The sequence below is a fragment of the Streptomyces sp. NPDC006458 genome (assembly GCF_040612135.1).
In the GTDB taxonomy this organism is placed as follows: Bacteria; Actinomycetota; Actinomycetes; order Streptomycetales; family Streptomycetaceae; genus Streptomyces.
Genome location: NZ_JBEXPR010000002.1, coordinates 238174 through 265048 on the forward strand (window position 1 = coordinate 238174; position 26875 = coordinate 265048).

General features: G+C 71.4%; 23 protein-coding genes. 17 read left to right on the forward strand and 6 right to left on the reverse strand.

Annotated features, from left to right (window positions below; all coding sequences use genetic code 11):
* Window positions 1–40: 40 nt before the first annotated feature.
* The 3 genes from ABZZ79_RS04325 to nudC all read left to right on the forward strand — a co-directional run bounded on the left by ABZZ79_RS04325 (window position 41) and on the right by nudC (window position 6239).
* Window positions 41–3658 carry an ATP-dependent DNA helicase gene (locus ABZZ79_RS04325; RefSeq protein ID WP_356686312.1) on the forward strand — a complete coding sequence of 1206 codons (3618 nt, stop codon included), beginning with the start codon at window positions 41–43 and terminating at the stop codon, window positions 3656–3658.
* Between the two features lie 78 nt (window positions 3659–3736).
* On the forward strand, window positions 3737–5140 hold the full coding sequence (locus tag ABZZ79_RS04330) for a dipeptidase (RefSeq protein ID WP_356686314.1): 1404 nt from the start codon (window positions 3737–3739) through the stop codon (window positions 5138–5140).
* A gap of 157 nt (window positions 5141–5297) precedes the next feature.
* Complete coding sequence (nudC, locus tag ABZZ79_RS04335) at window positions 5298–6239, forward strand: NAD(+) diphosphatase (RefSeq protein ID WP_356686316.1); 942 nt, start codon at window positions 5298–5300, stop codon at window positions 6237–6239.
* A gap of 119 nt (window positions 6240–6358) precedes the next feature.
* Here the strand turns inward: nudC and ABZZ79_RS04340 are convergent, their stop codons facing one another.
* Complete coding sequence (locus ABZZ79_RS04340) at window positions 6359–6601, reverse strand: mycoredoxin (RefSeq protein ID WP_356686318.1); 243 nt, start codon at window positions 6599–6601, stop codon at window positions 6359–6361.
* 183 nt (window positions 6602–6784) lie between these two features.
* Here ABZZ79_RS04340 and ABZZ79_RS04345 point away from each other — a divergent pair, with 183 nt between their 5' ends.
* From ABZZ79_RS04345 to ABZZ79_RS04365, 5 genes are all read left to right on the forward strand, one after another.
* Window positions 6785–8980: an ATP-dependent DNA helicase UvrD2 gene (locus ABZZ79_RS04345; RefSeq protein WP_356686320.1), complete on the forward strand. Its 2196-nt coding sequence runs from the start codon at window positions 6785–6787 to the stop codon at window positions 8978–8980.
* 164 nt (window positions 8981–9144) lie between these two features.
* On the forward strand, window positions 9145–9471 hold the full coding sequence (locus ABZZ79_RS04350) for a hypothetical protein (protein ID WP_356686322.1): 327 nt from the start codon (window positions 9145–9147) through the stop codon (window positions 9469–9471).
* 173 nt (window positions 9472–9644) lie between these two features.
* Window positions 9645–10013 (forward strand): WhiB family transcriptional regulator, encoded by a 369-nt coding sequence (locus ABZZ79_RS04355; RefSeq protein WP_356686323.1) that lies wholly within the window; start codon window positions 9645–9647, stop codon window positions 10011–10013.
* The gene (locus ABZZ79_RS04360) at window positions 10010–10333 is read left to right on the forward strand and encodes a hypothetical protein (RefSeq protein WP_356686325.1); all 324 of its coding nucleotides are present in this window, start codon (window positions 10010–10012) and stop codon (window positions 10331–10333) included. The genes ABZZ79_RS04355 and ABZZ79_RS04360 overlap by 4 nt, the downstream gene beginning before the upstream one ends.
* 135 nt (window positions 10334–10468) lie before the next feature.
* Window positions 10469–10678 carry a hypothetical protein gene (locus tag ABZZ79_RS04365; RefSeq protein ID WP_356686327.1) on the forward strand — a complete coding sequence of 70 codons (210 nt, stop codon included), beginning with the start codon at window positions 10469–10471 and terminating at the stop codon, window positions 10676–10678.
* A gap of 13 nt (window positions 10679–10691) precedes the next feature.
* On the opposite strand, the gene ABZZ79_RS04370 is transcribed toward ABZZ79_RS04365, so the two are convergent.
* Together ABZZ79_RS04370 and ABZZ79_RS04375 are read right to left on the reverse strand one after the other, a co-directional pair.
* Complete coding sequence (locus tag ABZZ79_RS04370; protein WP_356686329.1) at window positions 10692–12095, reverse strand: AarF/ABC1/UbiB kinase family protein; 1404 nt, start codon at window positions 12093–12095, stop codon at window positions 10692–10694.
* Complete coding sequence (locus ABZZ79_RS04375) at window positions 12088–13326, reverse strand: TOMM precursor leader peptide-binding protein (protein WP_356686331.1); 1239 nt, start codon at window positions 13324–13326, stop codon at window positions 12088–12090. Before ABZZ79_RS04375 ends, ABZZ79_RS04370 begins: the two co-directional genes overlap by 8 nt.
* A 259-nt stretch (window positions 13327–13585) precedes the next feature.
* On the opposite strand from ABZZ79_RS04375, the gene ABZZ79_RS04380 reads away from it, so the two are divergent.
* The 4 genes from ABZZ79_RS04380 to ABZZ79_RS04395 all read left to right on the forward strand — a co-directional run bounded on the left by ABZZ79_RS04380 (window position 13586) and on the right by ABZZ79_RS04395 (window position 17476).
* Window positions 13586–14182: a M48 family metallopeptidase gene (locus ABZZ79_RS04380; protein ID WP_356686333.1), complete on the forward strand. Its 597-nt coding sequence runs from the start codon at window positions 13586–13588 to the stop codon at window positions 14180–14182.
* 132 nt (window positions 14183–14314) lie between these two features.
* Window positions 14315–16012, forward strand: a complete 1698-nt coding sequence (locus tag ABZZ79_RS04385) for a TerD family protein (protein ID WP_356686335.1) — start codon at window positions 14315–14317, stop codon at window positions 16010–16012.
* Between the two features lie 13 nt (window positions 16013–16025).
* Window positions 16026–16706, forward strand: coding sequence for an AIM24 family protein (locus ABZZ79_RS04390; protein ID WP_356686337.1), 681 nt, complete (start codon window positions 16026–16028; stop codon window positions 16704–16706).
* A 14-nt stretch (window positions 16707–16720) separates the two neighbouring features.
* Window positions 16721–17476 carry an AIM24 family protein gene (locus ABZZ79_RS04395; RefSeq protein WP_356686339.1) on the forward strand — a complete coding sequence of 252 codons (756 nt, stop codon included), beginning with the start codon at window positions 16721–16723 and terminating at the stop codon, window positions 17474–17476.
* A 99-nt stretch (window positions 17477–17575) separates the two neighbouring features.
* Here ABZZ79_RS04395 and ABZZ79_RS04400 read toward each other — a convergent pair whose 3' ends face one another.
* Entirely contained in the window at window positions 17576–18097 is a 522-nt protein-coding gene (locus tag ABZZ79_RS04400; protein WP_356686341.1) for an NUDIX hydrolase, read from the reverse strand.
* The gene (locus ABZZ79_RS04405; protein ID WP_356686343.1) at window positions 18094–19527 is read right to left on the reverse strand and encodes a zinc-dependent metalloprotease; all 1434 of its coding nucleotides are present in this window, start codon (window positions 19525–19527) and stop codon (window positions 18094–18096) included. The genes ABZZ79_RS04400 and ABZZ79_RS04405 overlap by 4 nt, the downstream gene beginning before the upstream one ends.
* 193 nt (window positions 19528–19720) lie before the next feature.
* Here ABZZ79_RS04405 and ABZZ79_RS04410 point away from each other — a divergent pair, with 193 nt between their 5' ends.
* From ABZZ79_RS04410 to ABZZ79_RS04425, 4 genes are all read left to right on the forward strand, one after another.
* The gene (locus tag ABZZ79_RS04410; protein ID WP_356686344.1) at window positions 19721–20833 is read left to right on the forward strand and encodes an SDR family oxidoreductase; all 1113 of its coding nucleotides are present in this window, start codon (window positions 19721–19723) and stop codon (window positions 20831–20833) included.
* Between the two features lie 289 nt (window positions 20834–21122).
* On the forward strand, window positions 21123–21584 hold the full coding sequence (locus ABZZ79_RS04415) for a molybdenum cofactor biosynthesis protein MoaE (protein WP_356686346.1): 462 nt from the start codon (window positions 21123–21125) through the stop codon (window positions 21582–21584).
* A gap of 139 nt (window positions 21585–21723) precedes the next feature.
* Window positions 21724–21888, forward strand: coding sequence for a hypothetical protein (locus ABZZ79_RS04420; protein ID WP_356686348.1), 165 nt, complete (start codon window positions 21724–21726; stop codon window positions 21886–21888).
* Window positions 21889–21936: 48 nt separating this feature from the next.
* A complete protein-coding gene (locus ABZZ79_RS04425; RefSeq protein ID WP_356686350.1) occupies window positions 21937–23031 on the forward strand; it encodes a PDZ domain-containing protein in 1095 nt (364 codons plus the stop codon).
* 114 nt (window positions 23032–23145) lie between these two features.
* Here the strand turns inward: ABZZ79_RS04425 and ABZZ79_RS04430 are convergent, their stop codons facing one another.
* Entirely contained in the window at window positions 23146–23688 is a 543-nt protein-coding gene (locus ABZZ79_RS04430; RefSeq protein WP_356686352.1) for a PPA1309 family protein, read from the reverse strand.
* 164 nt (window positions 23689–23852) lie between these two features.
* Between ABZZ79_RS04430 and ABZZ79_RS04435 the strand changes: the two genes are divergently transcribed.
* Window positions 23853–26825: a UPF0182 family protein gene (locus tag ABZZ79_RS04435; RefSeq protein WP_356686669.1), complete on the forward strand. Its 2973-nt coding sequence runs from the start codon at window positions 23853–23855 to the stop codon at window positions 26823–26825.
* The last annotated feature ends 50 nt before the right edge of the window (window positions 26826–26875 follow it).

Genomic DNA, 26875 nt, shown 5'->3' on the forward strand with positions numbered 1-26875 from the left:
GTGGCATTCGCTGTCAGTGCGCGCCGATAGCCTCTTCGGCATGCCCGCCCGCATCACCGACCCCGAGCAGCTCAAGGAGCTTCTCGGCATCCCGTTCACCCCGGAACAGATGGCCTGCGTCATCGCGCCGCCCGCCCCTCAGGTGATCGTGGCCGGAGCCGGGTCCGGCAAGACCACGGTGATGGCGGCGCGCGTGGTGTGGCTGGTCGGCACCGGCCAGGTCGCCCCCGAACAGGTGCTCGGCCTGACCTTCACCAACAAGGCCGCCGGCGAACTCGCCGAGCGCGTTCGCAAGGCACTGGTCCGCGCGGGCGTGACCGACCCGGACGTCATCGACCCCGACAACCCGCCCGGTGAGCCGGTCATCTCGACGTACCACGCCTTCGCCGGCCGGCTGCTGACCGACCACGGGCTGCGCATCGGCCTGGAGCCCACCGCGCGCCTGCTGGCCGACGCCACCCGTTACCAGCTCGCCGCGCGCGTGCTGCGCGAAGCCCCCGGCCCCTACCCGGCGCTCACCCGCTCCTTCGCGGACCTCGTAGCCGACCTCCTCGCCCTGGACGCCGAGCTGTCCGAGCACCTGGTCCGGACCGAGAGCCTGCGCGCGCACGACGCCGGGCTGCTGCTCTCACTGGAGGGCGTCAAACTCACCAACGCCGACCTGCGCAAGGTCCCCGAGGCGGCCGCCGCCCGCCGCGACCTCGCCGCCCTGGTGCTGCGCTACCGGGCCGCCAAGCGCGAGCGGGACCTGCTCGACTTCGGCGACCAGATCGCCCTCGCCGCGCAGCTCGCCCAACTGCCCGAGGTGGGCCGCATCCTGCGCGCGGAGTTCCGTGTGGTGCTGCTCGACGAGTACCAGGACACCTCAGTGGCCCAGCGCGTGCTCCTCGCGGGCCTGTTCGGCGGCGGCACCGGCCACCCCGTCACCGCGGTCGGCGACCCCTGCCAGGCGATCTACGGGTGGCGCGGCGCGTCCGTCGCCAACCTCGACGACTTCCCCGAGCACTTCGCGCACGGCGACGGCAGCCCCGCCACCCGCCAGGCGCTCAGCGAGAACCGGCGCAGCGGGGGCCGCCTGCTCGACCTCGCCAACGGCCTCGCCGAGCCCCTGCGCGCGCTGCACGCGGGCGTGGAGGCGCTGCGCCCGGCACCCGGCGCCGAACGCGACGGCCTGGTCCGCTGCGCGCTGCTGCCGACCCACGCCGAGGAGATGGACTGGATCGCCGACTCCATCGCCCATCTGGTGCGCACCGGCACCCCGCCCGGCGAGATCGCCGTCCTGTGCCGCACGGCGACCGACTTCGCCGAGATCCAGGGCGCGCTCGTCGCCCGTGACGTAGCCGTCGAGGTCGTGGGCCTGTCCGGCCTGCTGCACCTGCCCGAGGTCGCCGACCTGGTGGCCGTGTGCGAGGTCCTCCAGGACCCCGGAGCCAACGCCTCGCTGGTGCGGCTGCTGACCGGCCCGCGCTGGCGCATCGGCCCGCGCGACCTCGCCCTGCTCGGCCGCCGCGCCCGGCTGCTGGTGTCCCACGCGCGCGTGGGCGACGAGGACGACCGCGACCGCAGGCTCGCCGCGGCCGTCGAGGGGGTCGACCCGGCCGAGGTGATATCGCTGGCGGACGCCCTCGACACGTTCCTGGAGACGCCGGTGTACGGCGCCGAGGGCGGCGGGAACGACGACCGGCTGCCGTTCTCGCCGGACGCGCGCGTGCGCTTCGCCCGCCTGGCCACCGAACTGCGCGAGCTGCGCCGCAGCCTGGCCGACCCGCTCATGGACGTGCTGCACCGCGTCCTGGCCGTCACCGGGCTGGAGGTCGAGCTGTCGGCGTCCCCGCACGCCCTGGCCGCCCGCCGCCGCGAGACCCTGTCGAACTTCCTCGACGTCGCGGCCTCCTTCGCCGCGTCCGACGGGCAGGCCACGCTGCTGGCCTTCCTGGGCTTCCTGCGCACCGCGGCGCAGTACGAGAAGGGCCTGGACAACGCGCTGCCCGGCGGCGAGAACACCGTGAAGGTGCTCACCGCGCACAAGTCCAAGGGCCTGGAGTGGGACGTCGTCGCCGTGCCCGGCCTGGTCGGCGGAAGCTTCCCCAGCGGCCAGGGCCGCGAGAAGTGGACGGCCCAGGCGAAGGTGCTGCCGCACGAGCTGCGCGGCGACGCCGACACACTGCCCGACGTGGAGGCGTGGGACTCGCGCGGGATGAAGGCCTTCCACGAGGCCATGAAGGAGCACCAGCACACCGAGGAACTCCGCCTCGGCTACGTCACCTTCACCCGCCCCCGCTCGCTCCTGCTCGGCTCCGGCCACTGGTGGGGGCCCAGCCAGAAGAAGCCGCGCGGACCGTCCGACTTCCTGGTCGCACTGCACGACCACTGCGTCGCGGGTCACGGCGAGATCGAGGCCTGGGCGGAGGAACCCCAGGACGGCGAGGAGAACCCGGCGCTGCACAGGGAGACCGCCGACCAGGCCTGGCCGCTGCCCCTGGACGGCACGGCCCTGGCCCGCCGCCGCGCGGCCGCCGACACGGTCCTCGCCCATCTGGAGGCCCTGGCCGCCGCCCCGGACGCCCGCCCGGCCGCGCCCTACGACCCGGACAGCCACGAGGACCCGGACTGGCCCGCGCCCCCGGAGGACGACGAACCGCCCTACGGGGACGAGCCGTACCCCGGAGAGGACGACCCGTACTTCGACGGGGGCGAGTCACTGGGGGAGGACGAGTCCTTCGAGGGCGACCCGGACGACTGGGAGTCCTGGACGTCGGAGCGCCCCTCGGTCCCACACCAGGCGACGGCGCCGGAGGACACCCTGGCCCCCACCCACTCCCGGGACGACGCCCTCGCGCTCACGGGCGTCCCCGACCACCCGGACGAGCCCACGCGAACCCTCACGCGAATTCCCGCGCGCCCCGCGCCCCCAACCCCCCTCACCCCTGAGGAGGCCCGCACGATCGCCTCCTGGGACCGCGACCTCGACGCACTCACCGGAGAGCTTCTGCGCGCCCGCCAGGCCGTGACCGAGGTGCCGCTCCCGGCCGGTCTGACGGCCTCCCAGCTGCTGCGCCTGGCCGCCGACCCGGACGGCTTCGCCCAGGAACTGGCCCGGCCCATGCCGCGCCCGCCGCAGCGCGCGGCCCGTCGGGGCACCCGCTTCCACGCCTGGGTCGAGGCCCGCTTCGAAGAGCTGACCCTGCCCATGCTGGAGCCGGACGAGCTGCCCGGAGCGGACGCCGAGATAGCCGACGAGCACGACCTGGAGGCCCTCAAGGACGCCTTCGAGCGCACCGAGTACGCGCACCGCACGCCCTACCGCGTCGAGGCGCCCTTCCAGCTGGCCCTCGCCGGCCGGGTCGTGCGGGGCCGGATCGACGCCGTCTACAAGGACGGCGACGGCGACTCGGCGACGTACGAGATCGTCGACTGGAAGACCAGCCGCGAGCACACCGCCGATCCCCTGCAGCTCGCCCTGTACCGGCTTGCCTGGGCCCGGCAGCAGGGCGTACCCCTGGAGTCGGTGACGGCGGCGTTCCTGTACGTCCGCAGCGGGGAGGTCGTACGACCGCGCGATCTGCCGGACCGGGCCGCGATCGAGCGGCTGCTGCGCGAGGGGAGCGCACGCGAGGCGCCATGTGACGAACCGCCCAAGCCGGACGCCGGTATGTGACGAACCGCCCAACAAGGATGTCGGTATGTGACGAACCGCCCAACAAGGATGTCGGTGCGGGCCGATAGGCTCGTGACCATGAGCCAGACCCCGGACAGCGTCGTCCGCCAGTACATCCAGCAGCACCGCGCCGCTTTTCTCGACGACCTCGCGGAATGGCTGCGCATCCCGTCGGTGTCTGCGCAGCCCGATCACGCTCCCGACGTACGGCGCAGCGCCGACTGGCTCGCGGGCAGGCTCACCGGGACCGGTTTCCCGGTCGTCGAGGTCTGGGAGACCTCGGGCGCCCCGGCGGTCTTCGCCGAGTGGCCCTCCGGCGACCCGCAGGCGCCGACCGTCCTCGTCTACGGCCATCACGATGTGCAGCCCGCCGCCCGCGAGGACGGCTGGGACAGCGACCCATTCGAGCCGGTCGTCCGTGAGAACCGTCTCTACGCGCGCGGGGCGGCCGACGACAAGGGCCAGGTCTTCTTCCACACCCTGGGTGTGCGCGCCCACCTCGCCGCGACCGGCCGTACGGCACCCGCGGTGAACCTGAAGCTGCTGATCGAGGGCGAGGAGGAGTCGGGCTCCCCGCACTTCCGCACCCTCGTCGAGGAGCAGGCCGGCCGGCTCGCCGCCGACGCCGTGATCGTCTCCGACACCGGCATGTGGTCCGAGGACACCCCGACGGTGTGCACGGGCATGCGGGGCCTGGCCGAGTGCGAGATCCGGCTGTACGGCCCGGAGCAGGACATCCACTCCGGCTCCTTCGGCGGCGCGGTCCCCAACCCGGCGACCGCCGCCGCCCGGCTCGTCGCCGCGCTGCACGACGAGCACGCGCGCGTGGCGATCCCCGGCTTCTACGACGGCGTCGTCGAGCTCACCGACCGCGAGCGCGAACTCTTCGCCGAGCTGCCCTTCGACGAGCAGCGCTGGCTGCGCACCGCCAAGTCCCGCGCCACCCACGGCGAGGCCGGGCACACCACCCTGGAGCGGATCTGGGCCCGCCCCACCGCCGAGGTCAACGGCATCGGCGGCGGCTACCAGGGCCCCGGCAGCAAGACGATCATCCCGTCCTCGGCGATGGTGAAGCTGTCCTTCCGGATGGTCGCGGGCCAGGACCCCGCGCACATCGAGAAGGCCGTCCGCGCCTGGGCAGCCGAGCAGGTGCCCCTCGGGATCCGCTGCGAGATCGAGTTCGGCGCGGCCACGCGCCCGTGCCTGACGCCGCTCGACCACCCGGCCCTGCAGTCCGTGGCGCGCGCGATGAGCCGTGCCTTCGAGGGCCCGGTCCGCTTCACACGCGAGGGCGGCTCCGGACCGGCCGCCGACCTCCAGGAAGTACTCGGGGCGCCCGTGCTCTTCCTGGGTATCTCCGTCCCCTCCGACGGCTGGCACGCGCCGAACGAGAAGGTCGAACTGGATCTGCTCGTCAAGGGCGTGGAGACCGCCGCCTACCTGTGGGACGACCTGGCCGAGAACTGGCGCCATGGCAACTGACCGTCCGGCGCCGTCCGGGGCGCCCCCGCGCGCGGGGCACACTGGTACCGCCGGCCGCCACCGCCCAGTACCGCCGGACCCGGTCACCCACTGCCGAACGTCCCGCTGAAACCGCCGCCGAACCCAACCGCTGCACCCGGGGGAGTTGGAAGCACCCGTGACCACCTGGACCGACCACACCGCCGAACGACCCATCTCGCTCACCGCCCCGAGCGGTATCGACCGCGCCGCCCACCACCGCCTCGACGAGGCCTGGCTCGCGGCGGCGTGGAGCCACCCCACAACCCGATGCTTCGTGGTCTCCGGCGGTCAGGTCCTCATCGACGAGACGCCCGACGGCACCACCGAGCTGGTCATGACGCCGTCCTTCGAGGCGCCCCTGACCGAGGCACACCGCTATTTCCTGGGCATCGACGCGGACGGCGTCAGCTACTTCGCCCTCCAGAAGGACGCCCTTCCCGGCCGGATCGACCAGTCCGCCCGCCCGGCCGGCCTGCGCGAGGCGGGACTGCTGCTGTCCCCGCGCGACGCGGGCCTGATGGTGCACGCCGTGGGCCTGGAGAACTGGCAGCGCACCCACCGCTTCTGTTCCCGCTGCGGCGAGCGCACCGTCATCGCCGCCGCCGGGCACATCCGCCGCTGCCCGGCCTGCGGCGCCGAGCACTACCCGCGCACGGACCCGGCCGTGATCATGGCGGTCACCGACGCCGACGACCGCATCCTGCTGGGCCGCCAGGTGCACTGGCCCGAGGGCCGCTTCTCCACGCTCGCCGGATTCGTCGAACCCGGTGAGTCCATCGAGCAGGCGGTGCGCCGCGAGGTGTTCGAGGAGGCCGGGGTGGCCGTCGGCCGGGTCGAGTACGTCGCCAGCCAGCCCTGGCCGTTCCCCTCCAGCCTCATGCTGGGCTTCATGGCCCGCGCCACGAGCACGGAGATAAACGTGGACGGCGACGAGATCCACGAGGCGCGCTGGTTCTCCCGCGACGACCTGGGCGCCGCCTTCGACTCCGGCGAGGTCCTCCCGCCCTACGGCATCTCCATCGCGGCCCGTCTCATCGAGATGTGGTACGGCAAGCCGCTGCCCACCCGGAGCGTCTGAGAGCGCACGACGAAGGGCGGCCACCCCCACAGCGGGAGTGGCCGCCCCTCGTCGTACGGGCGAGCAAGCGCAGACCTGCACGCTCGTGGTCGCCCAGGGCTCCGGGCGTTCGGCCCCGGTCAGACGCCGATCTTCTGCTTCACCTGGGCCAGGGAAGGGTTGGTGAGCGTCGAGCCGTCCGCGAAGCGAACCGTCGGGACCGTCTGGTTCCCGCCGTTCGCCTTCTCCACGAAGGCGGCGGACGCGGGGTCCTGCTCGATGTTGATCTCGTCGTACACGATGCCCTCGCGGTCCAGCTGCTTCTTCAGCCGCTGGCAGTAACCGCACCACGTCGTGCTGTACATCGTCACAGTGCCCTGCATGTCTCGCGCTCTCCTTCGCTGCCTCGGGATCAGTTCGTCCGATGGAGGAACATACGCGACCCGGCCCGCATTCCCGCCGGGGGTATGCTCGCCGACGTGACGCCTGTCGCATTGATACGACTATCGGGGCGAGGCTGTGGACAACCGGCAAGCCCGTCTCCGGCGACCTGGCAGCATGGCCATGTGACAGCAGCAACGCACTCCCCTCTCTTCCCGTACGTACCGGACACGCCGGACGCGGTGCTCGAAGGGCTCGACCCGGAGCAGCGCGAGGTGGCCACCTCCCTGCACGGTCCGGTGTGCGTGCTGGCCGGAGCCGGTACGGGCAAGACCCGGGCGATCACCCACCGCATCGCCTACGGGGTCCGGGCGGGCATCCTCCAGCCCTCCAGCGTGCTCGCCGTCACCTTCACCAACCGGGCCGCCGGTGAGATGCGCGGCCGGCTGCGCCAGCTCGGCGCCACCGGCGTCCAGGCCCGCACCTTCCACTCCGCGGCCCTCCGTCAGCTCCAGTACTTCTGGCCGAAAGCGATCGGCGGCTCCCTGCCCCGGATCGTCGACCGCAAGGCCCAGCTCGTCGCCGACGCGGCCGCCGCCTCTCGTATCCGGCTCGACCGGGGAGAGCTGCGGGACGTCACCGCCGAGATCGAATGGTCCAAGGTCACCCAGACCACGCCCGCCGACTATCCGCTCGCAGCCGCGAAGGCCGGACGCGAGGCCCCCCGCAGCCCGGCCGAGATCGCCCAGCTCTACACGGCGTACGAGGACGTCAAGCGGGACCGCGGCGTGATCGACTTCGAGGACGTGCTGCTGCTCACCGTCGCCGTCCTCCAGGACCGGCACGACATCGCCGACCAGGTACGAGCCCAGTACCAGCACTTCGTGGTCGACGAGTACCAGGACGTCAGCCCCCTCCAGCAGCGCCTGCTGGAGCTGTGGCTGGGGGAGCGCGACAGCCTCTGTGTGGTCGGTGACGCCAGCCAGACGATCTACTCGTTCACGGGCGCAACCCCGGACCATCTGCTCGACTTCCGTGTCCGCCACCCGAGCGCCACCGTCGTCAAGCTCGTCCGTGACTACCGCTCCACGCCGCAGGTGGTGCACCTGGCCAACGGGCTGCTCGCCCAGGCCCGCGGCCGCGCCGCCGACCACCGTCTGGAACTCGTCTCCCAGCGCGACCCGGGCCCCGAGCCGGTCTTCACCGAGTACACCGACGAGCCCGCCGAGGCCGAGGGCGCCGCCCGCCGCATCCGCGAACTCCTCGACTCCGGCGTCCCGGCCAGCGAGATCGCCGTGCTCTTCCGCACGAACTCCCAGTCCGAGTCCTACGAACAGGCCCTCGCCGACGCCGGTGTGCCCTACCAGCTACGGGGTGCCGAGCGGTTCTTCGACCGCCCCGAGGTGCGCAAGGCGGGCATCGCCCTGCGGGGCGCGGCCCGCTTCGGCGGCAACGACTCCCTGCTGGACGACACCGTCGACCTGCCCTCCCAGGTCCGTGCCGTGCTCTCCGGCGAAGGCTGGACATCACAGCCCCCCGCCGGGTCCGGAGCGGTCAGGGAGCGCTGGGAGTCGCTCGCCGCGCTGGCGAACCTCGCCCAGGACTTCGCCGCCGCCCGCCCCGGCGCCACCCTCGCCGACCTCGTCGCCGAACTCGACGAGCGCGCGAGCGCCCAGCACGCCCCGACCGTGCAGGGCGTCACCCTCGCCTCACTGCACTCGGCGAAGGGCCTGGAGTGGGACGTCGTGTTCCTGGTCGGCGTCGCCGAGGGCATGATGCCGATCACCTACGCGAGAACCGACGAGCAGATCGAGGAGGAGCGCCGCCTGCTCTACGTCGGCATCACCCGCGCCCGTGAGCGCCTGCACGTCTCCTGGGCGCTGTCCCGTTCGCCCGGCCCCCGGCCGAACCGCAGACCCAGCCGCTTCCTCGACGGCCTGCGCCCCGGCACCGGCACCGCGGTGGGCCGCACCGGCTCCGGGACCGCCGGCGGTGTCGAGCGCGGCTTCGCGGGCGCGACGCGGGCCGTCCCCCGGCGCACGCAGCGCACCCCGGCGCGCTGCCGGGTGTGCGGGCGCACCCTCACCGAGGCCGGTGAGATGAAGCTGATGCGGTGTGAGGACTGCCCCTCCGACATGGACGAGGCGCTGTACGAGCGGCTGCACGAGTGGCGAGAGGACCAGGCGCAGCGCAGCGGACAGCCGGCGTTCTGCGTCTTCACCGACAAGACACTGATGGCGATCGCCGAGGCCGCTCCCACCGGCCCGGTGGAGCTCGCCCGCATCCCCGGTGTGCTCACCCGCAAGCTCGACCGCTACGGGGCCGATGTCCTGGCCATCTGCGCCGGTCAGGACCCCACGGCGGGCGCCGAGGACGACTGATACGAACTCGTCGAAAAAATAGTTTGCGCATGCCCCAGCAATCCCCATAGGTTCTTAGACGTGGGAACGGCGGCCTTCTCCAGGCCCCGCTTCCGTGTTGTACTTGCATATCCGTAGGACTGGTGCACGCCGGTCCCCCGAGACGCCGAGAGGAGGCGAGTCCAGTGATCAGCATCAAGACCAGCACCATCAGCACCGTCAAAATGACCGATCGCCCGGTCGTCGCTTCCCTGTGCATGCTCGGCTCCTCGGACCATGGCACCGGTCTGTCCGGCATTCGTGCCGCCCGTCCGGCGTCCTCCCTTTCTCTCGCGGTCCTTCCCGTCCGTGAGCGCAATGAGCGACCGAGCAAGGCACTGGAAGCGGCAGTAGTGGCAGGGGCCCAGGCCTATGCCTTTACGGCGACCGGTGCCGGATTCCGGAAGCAGACGACGCAGCACCACCTGATGTGGGCCTTCCGTGGGCCAGAACCCTGGAGTGATCCAGCCTGATCGTCGATCAGGCCGGCGCCTTCAGGGCCGCGGAACCCCATCCGGGATCCGCGGCCCTTCTGTTTGCCCCGAACGGGGAGGCAGAGCGAAGGGGCCTCGGGACAAGAAAAGAACCCGGTACCAGCCGCCCCCGGCCCAACAGGGCCGGAACGACCAGACGAGGAAGACGAACCGTGCAACTCGAAGCGCACGCCCCGTCCGTACCGCCTTCCGAAACGATCCCCCCGCCCGGCCTCACGGAGGACTCCACCTTGACCCCGCTCACCGCGCTCACCGCGCTCGACGACGCCATCGAGAACCTCGGCGTACCCGTCCCGTGCCGTTCCTACGACCCGGAGGTCTTCTTCGCGGAGTCGCCGACGGACGTGGAGTACGCCAAGTCCCTGTGCCGCACCTGCCCGCTGATGGAGGCCTGCCTCGCCGGGGCGAAGGAGCGGCGTGAGCCCTGGGGCGTCTGGGGCGGCGAGCTGTTCGTCCAGGGTGTCGTCGTGGCCCGCAAGCGGCCGCGTGGCCGCCCGCGCAAGAACCCGGTCGCCGCATGAACACCGCAGGAACGATCGACCGTCCTTTCACGCACGACCCCAAGAAACAGGCCCCGATGAAGCCGTCCATCAGCGAGCCCAGCGGCTCCGCGTTCGAAGACGTCACCACCACCGGCGCGAACGGTTCGCGCCAGAACAGGACCCGTGAGATGCAACTCATCCCAGAAGCCCTGGCACGTGCGCATATGCACGACCGCCTGCGCGAGGCGCAGCAGGAGCGCCGCGCGCTGAGCGTGGCGACCGCTCGCCGCATGCAGCGCCGTGCCGAGCGTGCCTCGCTGCGCGCCCGCCGCGCGCTGGCGATCGCCGTCATGCAGTAACCAGAACCACCTTGAGCGGTGGCCTCCCCGACCGGGAGGCGAAAGCTTCACGCGGGGGCCGGTCCGTCCGAACGGACCGGCCCCCGCGGTGCGTTGTGCCGCGAGAACGGACGAGTGCGGAGATATCGTCGGCTGGTGACGAGTCTTCCCGCAGGCGGGGACGACGGCGGCCCCGCCGCGGACCCCGAAACCCTTGTGTGCGCACGCTGCGGCACCCCGGCCCGGGCGCCGCAGCCGACCTGGACCTGCTCCGTGGAGAACGGCGTCCGCCGCTACTTCTGCGACCGGTGCTCGCGGAAGAATCTACGGGCGATCGAAGGGCGCTTGGACTCGTCCTGGTGGTAGGACCGCAGCGTGCTCAGGCCTCGGCCACCGCCGCCTCCTCGTCGCCGTCCTCGGTGTAGTCCTCCTCCAGGGCGGCCTCGTCGAAGTCCTCCACGAACCCCGGCAGCCATTCCGCCAGTTCCTCCCGCAGCCGCACGGTCGCGCCCAGCTGGCACAGCACGCCGATGGTGCTGAGGGTCACGCGGTGTATCAGCACGTAGGCCGGAGGCAGGTTCAGCCGGCGGCCCAACTGGTGGGCGGGGGAGCGGGGGTCGGCGACCCGGGCGGCCTGGCTGCGCATCCAGCCGCGGGTGAAGGTGAACTCCTCCACCTGGGCCGGCTCGATGATCGGCAGCAGATAGTCCAGGACCGCTTCGGGGTCGAGGTCGATCGACTCCTTGACGAACCCCTCGGTGCACAGGAGCTCGTAGACCGCCTCCGCCTCGCCGCCCAGGGTCATCCGCAGCGAGTGCCCGATCGGCGTGGGCAGCCCGCCCGGGAGGCGGTCGACGGTGCCGAAGTCGAGCACGCCGAGGCGCCAGTCGTCCTCGCCCTCGGGGCCGCCGGGCAGCAGGCGGAAGTTGCCGGGGTGCGGGTCGGCGTGCAGTAGGCCGGTGCGGGCCGGGCCGGAGAACAGGAAGCGGGCCAGCAGTTGTCCGGCCCGGTCGCGCTGGGCCTCGGTGCCGTCGGAGATGATCTCCGACAGCGGGATGCCCTCCATCCACTCGGTGATCAGGATCTGCTCGCACTGGTGGACCACCGCGGGCACGACCACGTCCGGGTCGTCCGCGAACTCCTCGGCGTGCTGCTGCTGGGCCTGCGCCTCCAGGGCGTAGTCCAGCTCCTCGGTGACCCGGTCGCGCAGCTCCGTGATCAGCGGCTTGATGTCCATGCCCGGCACGAGCGGCCCCAACAGGCGGGCGAAACGGCTCAACTGGGTGAGGTCGGACAGCAGTGCCTCTCCGGCGCCGGGGTACTGGACCTTGACCGCGACCTCACGCCCGTCGCGCCACACCGCCCGGTGCACCTGGCCGATCGAGGCGGCCGCGGCCGGTTTGTCCTCGAACTCCAGGAACAGCTCGCGCCAGTCCTCGCCCAGCCGCTCCCCGAGCACGGCGTGCACGGTGCGCGTCGGCATCGGCGGCGCCGCCTCCTGGAGCTTGGTCAGGGCCACCCGGTAGGGGCCCGCGATCTCCTCGGGCAGCGCCGACTCGAAGACGGACAGCGCCTGCCCGAACTTCATCGCGCCGCCCTTGAGCTCGCCGAGCACCTTGAACAACTGCTCCGCGGTGCGCTGCTGCAGCTCGCGGCCGACGATCTCCGCGGACTCGCCCACGATCCGCTTGCCCAGCCCCCAGGTCGCCCGCCCGGCGAAGCCGAGCGGAAGCGCGGCGAGCTTGGCGGTCCGAGTGACCGCCTTCCGGGGAAGATCAGACATGCGCCCTCCAAGTGCCGACCGGCCGTGCCGCGCCCGCCGTTCGGCCCGACTCCGCCGACGACCGTCGCACTGCCATTGTCGCGTGCGGACCCCCGGTCTCCGGGGTGTGTTCCTCATTACCTTCGTCATTGCCTCGGTCGGTTTCGCGTGTCGCGGCGCCGCACGGGCACTTTGGGTGCCCCCAGACGGGACGCGCGTGCCAGTGGAGCGTGGGAAGCGAGGCCTCCCAGCGGGCCCCCGTGCTGGACGGGGTCCGGCCGTCCAGGAAGGCCAGCGCATGGGCCGCGGCCAGGCCCGCGACGGTCGTGGCCAGCGACAGATCGCAGGCGGGTGCCCGGCGTGGCCGGCCCGAGTGCCACTGCGCGACCAGCCGGGGCCAGGTCGGGTCCCGGTCGGTGCGGGCCTGGTGCAGACATCCGGCGCAGCCCGTGGCGCCGGGCAGTACCAGCGGTCCGACGACACCGGTCGCCTCCACCACACCGGCGTACAGATGCGGAGTGCCTGAGGTCATCAGGGACTCCGAGGCGGACGGCAGGGGCGCGTGGACGGCCACATCGTCGCGCGGGGCGATGATCACCAGGGACAGACCCCGCTCGGGCTCCTCCAGGGGAGAACGGGGGCCGCGGCGGGGCGGGCGGTCCGGCGCGGCCTCGCGCACGGCACGCCGGGCAGCCTCCTCCCTTCGCTCGCCGACCATGGCGGCGGGCAGACCGCCCGGGGCGACGTCCCCCGGCTCGACCGTGCCGACGTCGCGCACCTCCACCTCGCCGACGCCCGCGCCGGACAGCAGCGAGGCGAGCAGCGCGCCCACCCGGCCCGCTCCCAGCACCCGCACGCGCAGTGCGCCACGGGCGGCGAGCAGGCCCATCGCCTCGCCGGGCGCGGACGTCGTCAGCGACAGCGAGGCCAGATCGGGCCGCAGCCGGTCCAGGACCCCCTGTTTCGCGCGCAGCGCGTCGGCGGGCGGTCCGCCGCCCCGGGAGTCGTCGAGCACCCCGGCTCGGGCCAGGCCCTGGACCAGGGCGTCCACCTGGCCGTCGGCCAGATCCATACGGTGGCCCTCCTCGCGCAGCAGCGGCAGCCCGCGCGTGCCGTCGAGGAGGTCCAGGAAGCTCCCCGAGGCCGTGTCCATCGGACCCAGTGTCATCGCGTGCGCCGGCGTCATGCCGAACTGCACGGTGTTGAGGTCGCGCCAGCCGCGCCGCAGCGCGGGTTTCACCATCGGATGCATGACAGGCCCCCGTAGCCCCGGAAGACGTCCAGTGGAACCGGCGGAGCGGGAGCGTGGGGTCCAGCCCGCCCCGCCGGCGAATGCCAGCATGCCGGGCCCGCCCAGAGCGTCTCGAAAGTTGTCCACAGGTGACGGAGAGTAGTCGCATGGGCAGCTCGTCGTACAAATCAGGTGGGTGAGTCGAGCGCCGGACGCCGGATCTCCGCGGAAACGGTCCGTAGTCGGGACTTCCCCCGTGTGCAGCGGGTAACGTCGGGGCGTGCCCGCCGACCCCCTGCAAAGCGCCGGAACACCACAGCGCAGCACGACGAGCCAGCCGCCCAGCGGCTCGGGGACGAGCGCGATCGAGGTGCGCAGGAGTACCCGCCGACGAAGGACGGTCTCCGCGTACCGCGAGGGTGATCGCACCGTCGTGCTCATCCCCGCCCGGATGTCCGAGGCGGAGGAGCGACGCTGGGTGAGCGTCATGCTCGACAAACTGGCCGCCCAGGAGAGCCGCCGGGTCCTCGGCGACGACGAGCTCGCCGAACGCGCCGCGCGGCTGTCGGCGCAGTACTTCCAGGGGCGCGCCCGGCCGGCCTCCGTGCGCTGGGTCACCAACCAGAACACCCGCTGGGGCTCGTGCACCCCCGCCGAGGGCAGCATCCGTCTGTCGCACCGGCTCCAGGGGATGCCCGAGTACGTCGTCGACTACGTCCTGCTGCACGAACTCGCCCATCTGCTCGTGCCCGGACACGGCCCCCGTTTCTGGCGGCTGCTGGAGGCCTACCCGCGCACCGAAAGGGCCCGCGGCTACCTCGAAGGGGTCGTGGCCGCCGACCGGTTGCCCCATCTGCCGGGCGCACGCGGGGACTGACACGCCAGGCGCAGGACCGCGGGGCACCGCTCCGGTTCTGTACCGGGTCTGTACCGACATCGTCCACTGTCCGAGTTTGCCGTTAGCCTGGCGCGACGCACTCGCATTCGGGATGGGGGACGGTCGTTACGCATGGCCAGGGAATTCCAACGCGGCCACAAGGCCAGGATCAGTGACCTCACCGCGGGCACGGATCTGTACGTAGGCGTGCAGATCTCCGGCCCCGGACTGACCTTCGACATCAGCTGCTTCGGTCTGGACGCCGACGAGCGGCTCTCCGACGACCGGTACTTCGTCTTCTTCAACCAGCCGAAGTCCCCCGAGGAGTCGATCCAGCTCCTCGGCACCCAGGCGGGTGACACGGAGTCGTTCCGGATCACGCTCGACCGCATCCCGGCGAACATCCACAAGCTCTCCTTCACGGCGACCATCGACGGCGCCGGGCAGATGTCGCAGGTCGCCCCCGGCTACCTGCGGATCGTCGCGGGCGGCGAGGAGGTGGCCCGCTACACCTTCAACGGCTCGGAGTTCTCCACCGAGCGGGCCGTGATGCTGGGCGACTTCTATCTCAAGGACGTATGGCGGTTCGCCGCCGTCGGACAGGGTTTCGACGGTGGACTGGAGGCGCTGCTGAAGAACTTCGGCGGCGAGGTGATGGAGGAGGAGACTCCCGCACCGCAGGCGCCTCCGGCCCAGGGCACGCCCGGCTTCGCGCCGCCCGCGTTCGGTGCACCGGCCGCCCCGGCCCCCGCACCGCAGCCCTCCTTCGGCGCCCCGGCCGCTCCGGCGCCCGCGCCCGCCCCGGCACCGGCTCCCCAGCCCGCCGCGCAGGGCTTCGTGCCGCCGCCGGCCCCGGCCCCGCAGGTGCACTCCGCGCCGACCATCGTCGCGCCCATGCACACCCCGCCGGGAGGCACGGTCCCGCCGCCGGCCCCCGCTCCGGCGCCCTACGGCCAGCCGCCCCAACCGCAGCAGCCGTACGGCCAGCCGCCGCAGCCCGGGTACGGCCAGCCGATGCCCGGCCAGACCCCGCCCCCGCCGCCGGGCTACGGCCAGCCGACCCCGCCCCCCGGCTACGGGCAGCAGCAGCCCGCTTTCGGGCAGGTCCCCGGCCAGCAGGCGCCCTACGGAGCCCCCCAGGGCGTCCCGCAGGGCGCGCCGCAGGGAGCCCCCGGTGTGGCGGGCGCGCTCCAGCAGTTCCGGGAGACGCCCACCGGCCAGCGCTGGACTCCGCAGAACAAGAAGATGGTCCGCGTCGACCTCGGCATCGGGGGCCAGCCGGTGCTCGCCCGCCAGGGCAGCATGGTCCTGTACCAGGGCAAGGTCGACTTCAGCTACAAGGGCGCGGGCTTCGCGGGCCGGATCACCGGCAACGCGACCGGCCAGGAGATGCAGCTGATGCGCTGCACCGGCCAGGGCCAGGTCTTCTTCGCCGAGAACTCCACGATGCTGCACCCCATCGAGCTCCAGGGCGACGGCATCTGCGTCTCCGCCGAGAACGTCCTCGCCTTCGACGAGGGCCTCCAGCACGAGGTCCGCCGCATCGAGGGGCACGGCATCCCCGGCGGCGCGCTGTTCACGATGCAGTTCACCGGCACCGGCACCATCGTCGTCAAGACCCACGGCACGCCCGTCGTCCTGCCGGTCACCCCGACGACCTTCGCCGACTGCAACGCGGTCGTCGCCTGGTCCTCCGCCGCCCAGGTGGTCGTCTCCAGCCAGGTCCGCATGCGCCGCAACGCCTACCCCGGCGACACCGGCGAGAGCACCAACCTGCAGTTCCGGGGCGCGCCCGGCAACTTCATCGTCGTCCAGCCGTACGAGATCTGAGGGAGAGCCCGACATGAACCAGCCGCTCGCGGGCTTCGCTCCCGCGCCGGTGACCGCCCGCATGGAGAACCACGGCAACCACATGCTGAAGGTCGCCATGCAGTCCGGGCACGACCTCCTCGCGCGCGTGGGCTCGATGGTCGCCTACGAGGGCTTCGTGCAGTACGAGCCCAACCCGCCCGCCGTCCGCCAGATCGCCCGCGACTGGGTCACCGGTGAGGGCGCGCCGCTGATGAAGTGCTCCGGCGACGGTCTGCTCTACCTGGCCGACTACGGCGCCAACGTGGTCGTGATCAACCTCAACGGTGACGGGATCTCCGTCAACGCCACCAACCTGCTCGCCTTCGACGCGCACCTGACCTGGGGTGTGGAGCGGGTCAAGGGACTGGCGAAGTTCGCCGGCCAGGGCCTGTGGAACACCAAGATCTCCGGTCAGGGCTGGGTCGCCCTGACCTCCCGGGGCAAGCCGATCGTCGTCGACTGCGGTGGCGGCGAGGACGAGACGTACGTCGACCCGGACGCGCTCGTGGCCTGGTCGCCGAACCTGAAGGTCAAGGGCAAGCGCAGCTTCAAGGCGCAGTCGCTGATCGGCCGGGGCAGTGGCGAGGCCTACCAGATGGCCTTCTCCGGCCAGGGCATCGTCGTCGTCCAGCCCAGCGAGGACAGCACCGACCGTCTCCGGTTCCGGGGCTGAGGGGGAGCACCACCATGCAGAGTCCGCTTTTCGCCTACAACGACCAGCAGACCCAGGACCGCTGGGCGCTGCAGAACAAGCAGATGCTCCGCGTGACCATGGAGGGCCACGACGACATCCTCGCCCGCAAGGGCACGATGGTCGCCTACCAGGGCATGGTCGAGTTCGACGCCGAGTTGCAGAACAACAGCCAGCAGCGGTCACGCTCCCACACGGGTGAGGGCCTGGACCTGATGCGCTGCCACGGACAGGGCACGGTCTACCTCGCCAACCTCAAGCAGCACGTCCACCTCATGGACGTGGACCAGGACGGGCTCACCGTCGACTCCAGCTATGTGCTGGCGATGGACTCCACCCTGCACCACGAGGTGATCGCCGTCGACAGCCTCTACGGCATCTCCGGCTCCGGGAAGTACCAGCTCAACATCACCGGCCGCGGCAAGGTCGCCCTGATGACCTCCGGCGCCCCGCTGCTGATGCAGGTCACCCCGGACCGGTACGTCAACTGCGACGCCGACGCGATCGTCGCCTGGTCCACCTCGCTGCGCGTGCAGATGCAGGCCCAGACGCACTCCTCGGGCGTGTGGCGCTGGCGCGGCAACACGGGTGAGGGCTGGGAGCTCAGCTTCATGGGCACCGGTTACGCCCTGGTCCAGCCCAGCGAGCTGCTGCCGCCGCAGAACGCCCAGATCGGGCAGGGCATGGCCGCCCAGTACGGCATGGGGCAGCAAGGGGCCCGCGGTCAGAACCAGGGCAACGTCTGGAGCTGACCGTCCGGAAAACAGACGAAAGGGGTGGCCTCCAGAGAGGCCACCCCTTACCCGTCTACGGCACAGTCTCACGGCCGAAACCGCCGGCGTCCTACGCGTTCACAGCCGTGCGCGGGTCGCTTCGAGCAGCCGCACGACCGAGTCGTCCGCCACGCCGGCCACCTCGTCGTACGCGAACCAGCGCAGGTCGAGCGACTCGTCGCTGATCGTCTCGGCGGCCCCGGCCGGGGCCAGGGCGGCGTACTGGACGTCGAAGTGCCAGTGACAGGGCGGCGGGATGGGATGCCGGTCCAGGCGCACCGGGCCGCCCCGCAGCAGTGCCAGCCCCGCGATGCCCGACTCCTCGGTTGCCTCGCGCAGGGCCGCGGCCTCCACGGTCGGGTCACCCGGCTCGCAGTGCCCGCCCATCTGCAGCCACATGCCCAGCTTCTTGTGCAGGGTCAGCAGCACGCGTGCGCGCGAGGGGTCGATCACCAGGGCGCTGGCGGTGAGGTGGCCCGTTTGACAGGCCTTCCACATGCCGTCCGGGTGGGCCGCGAGCTGGTCCAGGTAGGCCTGGCACAGCTCCGGCTGGTCCTCGTAGCCCTTCAGTACGAGGACCGCGTCGTCGTACAGGCTCACTCGGTGTCGTCGCCCTTGGTGTCGTCGTCCTTCTTGTGCAGGTCCGGCTTCCCGGTGGAGCCGCCGGCCGCCTCGCCGAGCATCTTGTCCAGCTCGGAGAAGTCCAGGTGCTCGCGGTGCACGAAGCCGTCCGGGTCGTCCAGGTCGGAGGCCGTGGGCAGCATGTCCGGGTGGGCCCACAGGGCGTCACGGCCGTCCACGCCGCGCGCGTCCGTCAGGGACGCCCACAGGCGGGAGGCGTCGCGCAGCCGGCGCGGGCGCAGCTCCAGGCCGATCAGCGTGGCGAAGGTCTGCTCGGCCGGACCGCCGGTGGCGCGGCGTCGGCGCAGGGTCTCGCGCAGCGCGTCGGCGGACGACAGACGCGGCTTGGCGGCGGCGTGGACCACCGCGTCCACCCAGCCCTCCACCAGCGCCAGAGCCGTCTCCAGACGGGCCAGGGCGGCCTTCTGCTCCGGGGTGTCCTCCGGCTGGAACATGCCCTGCTGAAGCGCCTGCTGGAGCTCCTCGGGGTTCTGCGGGTCGAACTGGCCGACCACGTCCTCCAGCTTGGCGGTGTCCACCTTGATCCCGCGCGCGTAGCCCTCCACCGCGCCGAACAGGTGCGAGCGCAGCCACGGCACGTGCGCGAAGAGGCGCTGGTGGGCGGCCTCGCGCAGGGCGAGATACAGCCGCACCTCCTCCTTCGGGACGCCCAGGTCCTTGCCGAACGCCTCGATGTTCACCGGCAGCAGCGCGGCCTTGCCGGCCGGGCCGAGCGGCAGGCCGACATCGGTCGAGCCGACGACCTCGCCCGCCAGCACGCCCACGGCCTGTCCGATCTGGGTGCCGAACATCGCGCCGCCCATCGAGCGCATCATGCCGATCAGCGGGCCGGCCATGGCCTGCATCTCCTCCGGCAGGATGTCGCCCATGGCGCCGCCGACCCGCTCGGCGACCGGGTCGACCAGTTCCTTCCAGGCGGGCAGGGTGGCCTCGACCCATTCGGCACGGCTCCACGCCACGGCGGTGCTCGCGCCCGAGGCCAGGGAGGTGGCGTCGTCGAGCCACAGGTCCGCCAGGCGCACGGCCTCCTCGACCGCCGTCCGATCGGCCGGGCCGACGCTCGCGTCCTTCCTGCCGTCCGCGGTCCCCTGGGAGACCGTCTGGCGGGCGATCTGCTTGGCCATGTCCCAGTTCACCGGGCCGCCCTCGTAGGAGAGCATCTGGCCCAGCTGCTGGAAGGCGGCCCCCAGGTCGGTGGGGTTCAGCGAACCGAACATGGCAGCGAGCGGATTGTCCGCGCCGCCCATGCCTCCGGCTCCGGGCAGCCCGAAACCGAACGGGTTGGCCGGTCCCTGACCACCGCCGCTCTGCTGGTCCTTCTCCTTGCCCTCGTCGCCGTCGTCCGGCTCCTCCGGCGGAAGGCCGAATCCGAATGGGGTGTCACTCACGGGATTCCTCGGCTGGTAAGGCCGCCGGTTCTTTCCCGACGGCACGACTGCCCGACAACACCACCCAGCGTAGACACCGCGAGCGGTTGGGGCCTCGGTGCTTCGCCGACAGAAGGCCTGCGGCAGGATGGATGCCAGCTGGTACGTGCGCGTCACTCGCGCCCGTATTGAAGACAACCGCTGGAGACACCCGGTGAGTTCCCCAGACCCGCAGGTTCGCGCAGCGCGAAACCTCGCAACCTCTCCCGCCGCGCGCGGGCCCGTCGTCGCGGTCACCGGCGCCGCGTCCGGCGTGGGCGCGATGCTGGCCGAGCGGCTCGCCGCGTCGGAGGAGATCAAGCAGGTCATCGCCATCGACGAGCGGCGCGGGCCGTGCGCGGAGGCCCAGTGGCACATCCTCGATGTGCGCGATCCGGCGATCGCGGACAAGCTGCGGGGCGCCGACGTGGTGGTGCATCTGGCGCTCGACCTGGACCTGGAGACGGATCCGGCCGCCCGAACGGCGTACAACGTGCGGGGTACGCAGACCGTGCTGACCGCGGCCGCGGCGGCGGGCGTGCACCGGGTCGTGCTGTGCACCTCCTCGATGGTCTACGGCGCGCTGCCGGACAACGAGCTGCCGCTGTCCGAGGACGCCGAGCTGCGGGCCACGGCGGAGGCGACCGGCGTCGGGGACCTGCTGGAGATCGAGCGGCTCGCGCGCCGCGCGCCCCGGGCGCATCCCGGGCTGAACGTCACCGTCGTACGCCCCGCGATCCTGGTCGGCGGCACCGACACCGCGCTGACCAGGTACTTCGAGTCGCCGAGGCTGCTCGTGGTGGCCGGGTCGCGGCCGGCCTGGCAGTTCTGCCACGTCGAGGATCTGTGCAGTGCTCTGGAGTACACCGTCCTGGAGAAGGCCGACGGGGAGCTCGCCGTCGGGTGCGACGGGTGGCTGGAGCAGGAGGAGGTCGAGGAGCTCAGCGGCATCCGGCGCATGGAGCTGCCGTCGGCGGTCGCGCTGGGGGCCGCGGCCCGGCTGCACCGCATCGGCCTCACGCCGTCGCCGGCCGGGGACCTCGCCTACACGATGTACCCCTGGGTGGTGAGCGGCAGCCGACTGCACGACGCCGGGTGGCGGCCGCAGTGGACCAACGAGGAGGTTCTCGCCGAACTTCTGGAGGAGGTGTCCGGGCGCCACACCGTCGCCGGACGCAGACTGGGCCGCAAGGACGCGACGGCCGCGGGCGCGGCGGGCGCGACGGTCGCCCTGCTGGGAGCGGCGGCAGTCGTACGACGAGCCCGAAAGGCCCGACGCCGAATCTGACGGGCAGCCTCCGGCTAGGGGCGCGGGGAACGGCGCGAGGAACCCTGTACGACCGGCACCGGCTCACGGGCAGGGGCCCCGGCAGGGGTCGCGGGGAACGGCGCGAGGAACCCCGCACGACCCGCACCGGCCCACCGGCAAGGGCCCCCAAGGGGCGCGGGGAACGGCGCGAAGAACCCCCTACGACCCGCACCCGCACGGGATCCCGTACCTACCTCCAAACCCCCCGCACGCACGCCAGTCGATAACCGCATTCCCGCTCAGCGCCCACGTGAGGCACGATGGGCGCATGGCAGCGACCAACGATCACCCCGGCGAGCAGGCCGCCCAGGACCCCATCAAGCTGATCGGCATCAGGCAGACCCCGCTGTCGGTGGACGAGGTCTTCGCGGCGGTGGGCGACGCCGCCGCCGGCGGGACGGCGCTGTTCGTGGGGACCGTGCGCAACCACGACGGGGGCGCCGACGTGGACGAGCTGGGGTACTCCTGCCACCCCTCCGCGGAGGCGGAGATGCGCAGGATCGCCGAGAAGGTCGCGGCCGAGTTCCCCGTGCGCGCGCTCGCCGCAGTGCACCGGGTCGGCGACCTGCGGGTCGGCGATCTCGCCGTGGTCGTCGCCGTGTCCTGTCCGCACCGCGGCGAGGCCTTCGAGGCCTGCCGGAAGCTGATCGACGATCTCAAGCACGAGGCGCCGATCTGGAAGCACCAGAAGTTCTCCGACGGCACCGAGGAGTGGGTCGGGGCCTGCTGAGCCCTGCCGACCCCTGCGACGCCTGTCACCTGGTGCAGCTCCGGTTGCGTAACCACACCCCTGCCGTGAGCGTTGTCAGTGCGGATGATTAATCTGCTGATCAGTCAGTTGCATATGGGCGTGGGGTTGGGAGGTCGGCATGGCGGCACTCGCCTGGTTGCTGATTCCGCTGGTGGCCGCGATCGGCGCCGGTCTGTGGGGCAGCTGGGCCAACCGGACCCGCGGAACACGCGGTGACGGCCCCGAGCTCGACAGGTACACCCGCTTCCGCGCTGCCATGGAGAAGTCCCACACGGGCGGCTGATCACGGCCCTGACGGTGCTCCGACAGACTCGTCACGTACTGTCTTGGCATGCCACGCCGCACCGCGACGATGCTCGCCTCCACCCTGATGCTGATCGCGCTCCTGTGCGCGGGAGTACTCATCAAAGTGCCGTACTCGGAGATGTCCCCCGGCCCCACGGTGAACACCCTCGGCGAGCACGACGGCGAACCGGTGCTGCAGATCTCGGGCCGCAAGACCTACCCGACGACCGGCAACCTCAACATGACCACCGTCCGCGTGACCAGCGCCGACTACCGCATGAACCTGGTCGAGGCGGTCTACGGCTGGCTCGCGCACGACAACAAGGTCGTGCCGCACGACACGCTCTACCCGGACGGCAAGACCGAGGAGGAGTCGACCCAGGAGAACGCGGAGGAGTTCAGCCAGTCCCAGGAGAGCGCCAAGGTCGCCGCCCTGAAGGAACTGGACGTCCCCGTGAGGTCCTGGGTGGTCGTCTCCACGGTCGTGAAGGACTCGCCCGCGGAGGGCGCGCTGCACGCCGGTGACGTGATCAAGGCGGTGGACGGTACGGCGGTGAAGCAGCCGACCGACGTGGCCGAACTGGTGACCAAGCACAAGCCGGGCGAGGACGTCGTCTTCACCATCGTGCCCGCCAAGGAGCAGGCCGCCGCGGAGAAGGAGAACCGGACGCCGACGCAGACCAAGAAGGTCACGATCACCACGACGGCCTCCGACGACGACGGCGAGAAGCGCGCGATCGTCGGCATCTCCGCCGGGACGGACCACACCTTCCCGTTCACCATCGACATCAAGCTCGCCGACGTCGGCGGCCCCAGCGCCGGACTGATGTTCGCGCTCGGCATCTACGACAAGCTCACGCCGGGCAACCTCACGGGCGGCCAGTTCGTGGCGGGCACCGGCACCATCGGCGACGACGGCAAGGTCGGCCCGATCGGCGGCATCGAGATGAAGACGGTGGGCGCCCGCGACAAGGGCGCGAAGTACTTCCTGACGCCCGCCGAGAACTGCGCCTCCGCCGCCGAGGACACCCCCTCCGGGCTGCGCCTGGTCAAGGTGGGCACCATCGGGGACGCCCTCGACGCCCTTGAGGACATCCGCTCCGGCAACACCGACGACCTGCCGAAGTGCACGACCGGCTGAACGCGGACGGACGACGCCGGGGGCGCCCCTGATGCAGGGGCGCCCCCGGCGTCTTTGTCGCTGGGCTGCCGTACGAAATTTGCCGTGTTGCCTGTGCCGTACGAAGGGCCGCGCTCAGTCCTCGAACGTCGCCGCGAGGGCCTCCGCGAGCCCCGGCACCAGCTCGGGCCCGGTCAGCACCTCGGTCGGGGTGTCCTTCTCGCGCAGCCGCAGCGCCGAGTCGCGCGAGCCGTCGCGCAGCACCGCGACCGTCATGCGGACCTCCTGGCGCTCGGGGTGGCGGGCCACCCACTTCGCCAGCTGGGCCTTGCTGAGACCGTCCGGAACCTGGGCCTCCGCGGACGGCGGCAGCATCAGCCGCTCCACGGTGAGCGCGCAGCCGGCCACGGCGTCGGGCCAGGCGATGGTGCCGAGAAACTCGTCGAGCGCCTTGTCCGTTGGAATCTCGTCCTGCTCGATCGGGGTGAGACCGGTGGTCTCCGGCTCGTCCCCGAGGCCGAGCTGCTCCGCCAGCGCGGGCTCCTGGGTCCGCAGCCGAGTGGTGTCTACGAGGGCGAAGAGGCGGGCGGGCTGGTCCCAGCCGAGGCCGGAGGCGTACTCGTCGATCTCGAGCACGGCCCGGGTGAGCGGGCTCGCCGCCATGGGTGTGTTGGACATGGTCACAATCCTGCCTGGTTCGTGACCTGAATCGGGAACCGAGTAAAGCGTGAGTAAGTTGCATAGGTGTGGGCCTACGATCACGGGGCCCGACCGCCGGCCACCCGACCCGGGGGCCTGACGGATCAACAGCGAACTTCGAGGTGCGCACCTTGGCTTTCCAGATGCCGGACCGCGGCGGAGGCCCGTCGGGGCCGCGGATCAGAGTGGGCCGCCCGTCCCGGCGTGTCCGGACCCTGCTCATGACACTGGGTGTCCTTGCCGTGCTCGGCATGACGTTCACCATGTTCGCGGGCTTCTGGACGGACTGGCTCTGGTACCGGTCGGTGAACTACTCGTCCGTCTTCACCACCACGCTGTCGACCAAGATCGGACTGTTCTTCGTCTTCGGCCTGCTGATGGCCCTCGCGGTCGGCTTCAACATCTGGCTGGCCCACCGGCTGCGTCCGCCGCTGAGCGCCATGTCCATGGAGCAGCAGAGCCTGGACCGCTACCGGATGGGGATCGCGCCCTACAAGAAGTGGCTGCTGCTCGCGATCACCGCCCTGGTGGGCCTGATCGCCGGCGCGTCCGCCTCCGGCCAGTGGCGGACCTGGCTGATGTGGGTCAACGGCGTCTCCTTCGGCAAGAAGGACCCGCAGTTCCACCTCGACGTGTCCTTCTACGCCTTCGACCTGCCCTGGTACCGCTTCCTGCTGGGCTTCGGCTTCGCCGCGACGATCCTGTCGCTGATCGCCGCCACGCTGACCCACTACCTGTACGGTGGGCTGCGCGTCACCAGCCCGGGAGCGCGCGCCACGGCCGCGGCCACCGGGCATCTGTCGGTGCTGCTGGGCGTGTTCGTCACGCTGAAGGCGGTCGCGTACTGGCTCGACCGGTACGGCCTGGCGGTGAAGTCCAGCGACTTCAAGGCCACGGACAACTGGACCGGCCTGCGCTACGTCGACGCCAACGCCTATCTGCCGGCCAAGACGATCCTGTTCTGCATCGCGGTCATCTGCGCCCTGCTGTTCTTCGCCACCCTGTGGCGGCGCACCTGGCAGCTGCCGGTGATCGGCTTCGGCCTGATGGTCCTGTCGGCGATCCTCATCGGCGGCCTGTACCCGGCGATCGTCCAGAAGTTCCAGGTCCAGCCGAACGAGCAGGCCAAGGAAGCGCCCTACGTCGAGAAGAACCTCAAGGCGACGCGTGAGGCGTACGGCATCGACGGCGCCCAGGTCACGGACTACTCGGGCAAGGGCAACACCGCGGACCAGACCAAGCTGCGCGACGACGTCGACGCCACGGCCAGCATCCGCATCATGGACCCGAACATCGTCTCGCCGACGTTCCAGCAGCTTCAGCAGATGCGGAAGTACTACGCGTTCCCGACCAACCTGGACGTCGACCGCTACAACGACAAGGGCACCGACCAGGACACGGTCATCGGCCTGCGTGAGCTGAACCTGAGCGGCGTGGACAAGCAGAACTGGATCAACAACCACTTCCGCTACACGCACGGCTACGGCGTGGTCGCCGCCAAGGGCACCACCGCCGACGCCGAGGGCCGCCCGGTCTTCACCGAGTCCGACCTGCCCTCCCAGGGCGACCTGGGCACGTACGAGCAGCGGGTCTACTACGGCGAGAAGACCGACGCGTACTCCATCGTCGGCGGTCCCCAGAAGGAGATCGACTACTCCGACGACAGCGGAGAGAAGACGTACAGCTACAAGGCCAAGAGCGGCGTCAACCTCTCCAACCCGATCAACCGGGCCGCGTACGCGGTGGCGCTCAGCGAGCCGCAGATCCTGTACTCCGGGGCCATCGGCGAGGGTTCGCGCATTCTGTACAACCGCACGCCGAAGGACCGGGTCGAGGCGGTCGCACCGTGGCTGACCATCGACGGTGACGCCTACCCGGCGATCGTGGGCGGCAAGATCCAGTGGATCGTCGACGCCTACACCACCACCAACGGCTACCCGTACGCCTCGCGTACGACGCTCGGTGACACCACGGCCGACTCGCTGACCGCGACGAACAACTCGCGTGCGGTGGTGGCGCAGCAGAACCAGGTCAACTACATCCGCAACTCGGTGAAGGCGACCGTCGACGCGTACACCGGTGAGGTCAAGCTCTACCAGTGGGACACCAAGGACCCGGTTCTGAAGACCTGGATGAAGGCGTTCCCCGACACGGTCGAACCCAAGACCGCCATCTCGCAGGACCTGATGGCGCATCTGCGGTACCCGCAGGACCTGTTCAAGGTCCAGCGCGAGCTGCTCGCCCGCTACCACGTCAAGGACGCCAACACCTTCCTCAGCGGCAGTGAGGTGTGGCAGGTGCCGGACGACCCGACCAACAAGTCGGGCAACGCGGTGCCGCCGTACTACCTCAGCATGAAGATGCCGGACCAGCAGGCGCAGGCGTTCTCGCTGACCACGACGTTCACGCCCAACGGGCGTGACAACCTCAGTGCGTTCATGGCGGTCGACGCCGAGGCCGGCACCGGCGACTACGGCAAGATCAGAATTCTGAAACTGCCGACGAGCACCACGGTCGACGGACCCAAACAGGTGCAGAGCCAGTTCAACTCCGAACAGGATATCGCCGAATCGATCAGGCTGCTGAGAGGCGGCGACTCCGAGGTCGAGTACGGCAATCTGCTGACGGTGCCCCTGGACGGCGGACTGCTCTACGTCGAACCCGTCTATGTACGCGGTGGCGGACTGAAGTACCCGCTGCTGCGCAAGGTGTTGGTGACCTACGGCGGCCAGACGGCCTTCGAGGACACCCTCGACGCGGCCCTCAACAAGGTGTTCGGCGCGGAGGGTTCGAGGCCCGAGCCGCCGGACGAGGGCGGTGGCACCGACCAGCCGCCGACGTCGAAGAACCCGACGGTCCAGCAGGCGCTGGACGACGCCCAGAAGGCCTTCGACGAGGGCCAGGAAGCCCTGAAGAAGGGCGACTGGGAGGCGTACGGCAAGGCGCAGGCGGATCTGGAAGCGGCCCTCAAGCGCGCCGAGGAGGCGCAGAACAAGGCCGCTTCGGGTGGAGGCGCCGGTGGCGGCGCCACCGGCGGCCCGAGCCCGGGCAGCAGTCCGAGTACCCGTCCGAGCAGCACCCCGAGCAGCAGCCCGAGCAGCAGTCCAAGCGGCTGAGCAGGGTGATCGGGCGAGAGCTCTCCCCGCGCCGTGATACGGTTGTCAAA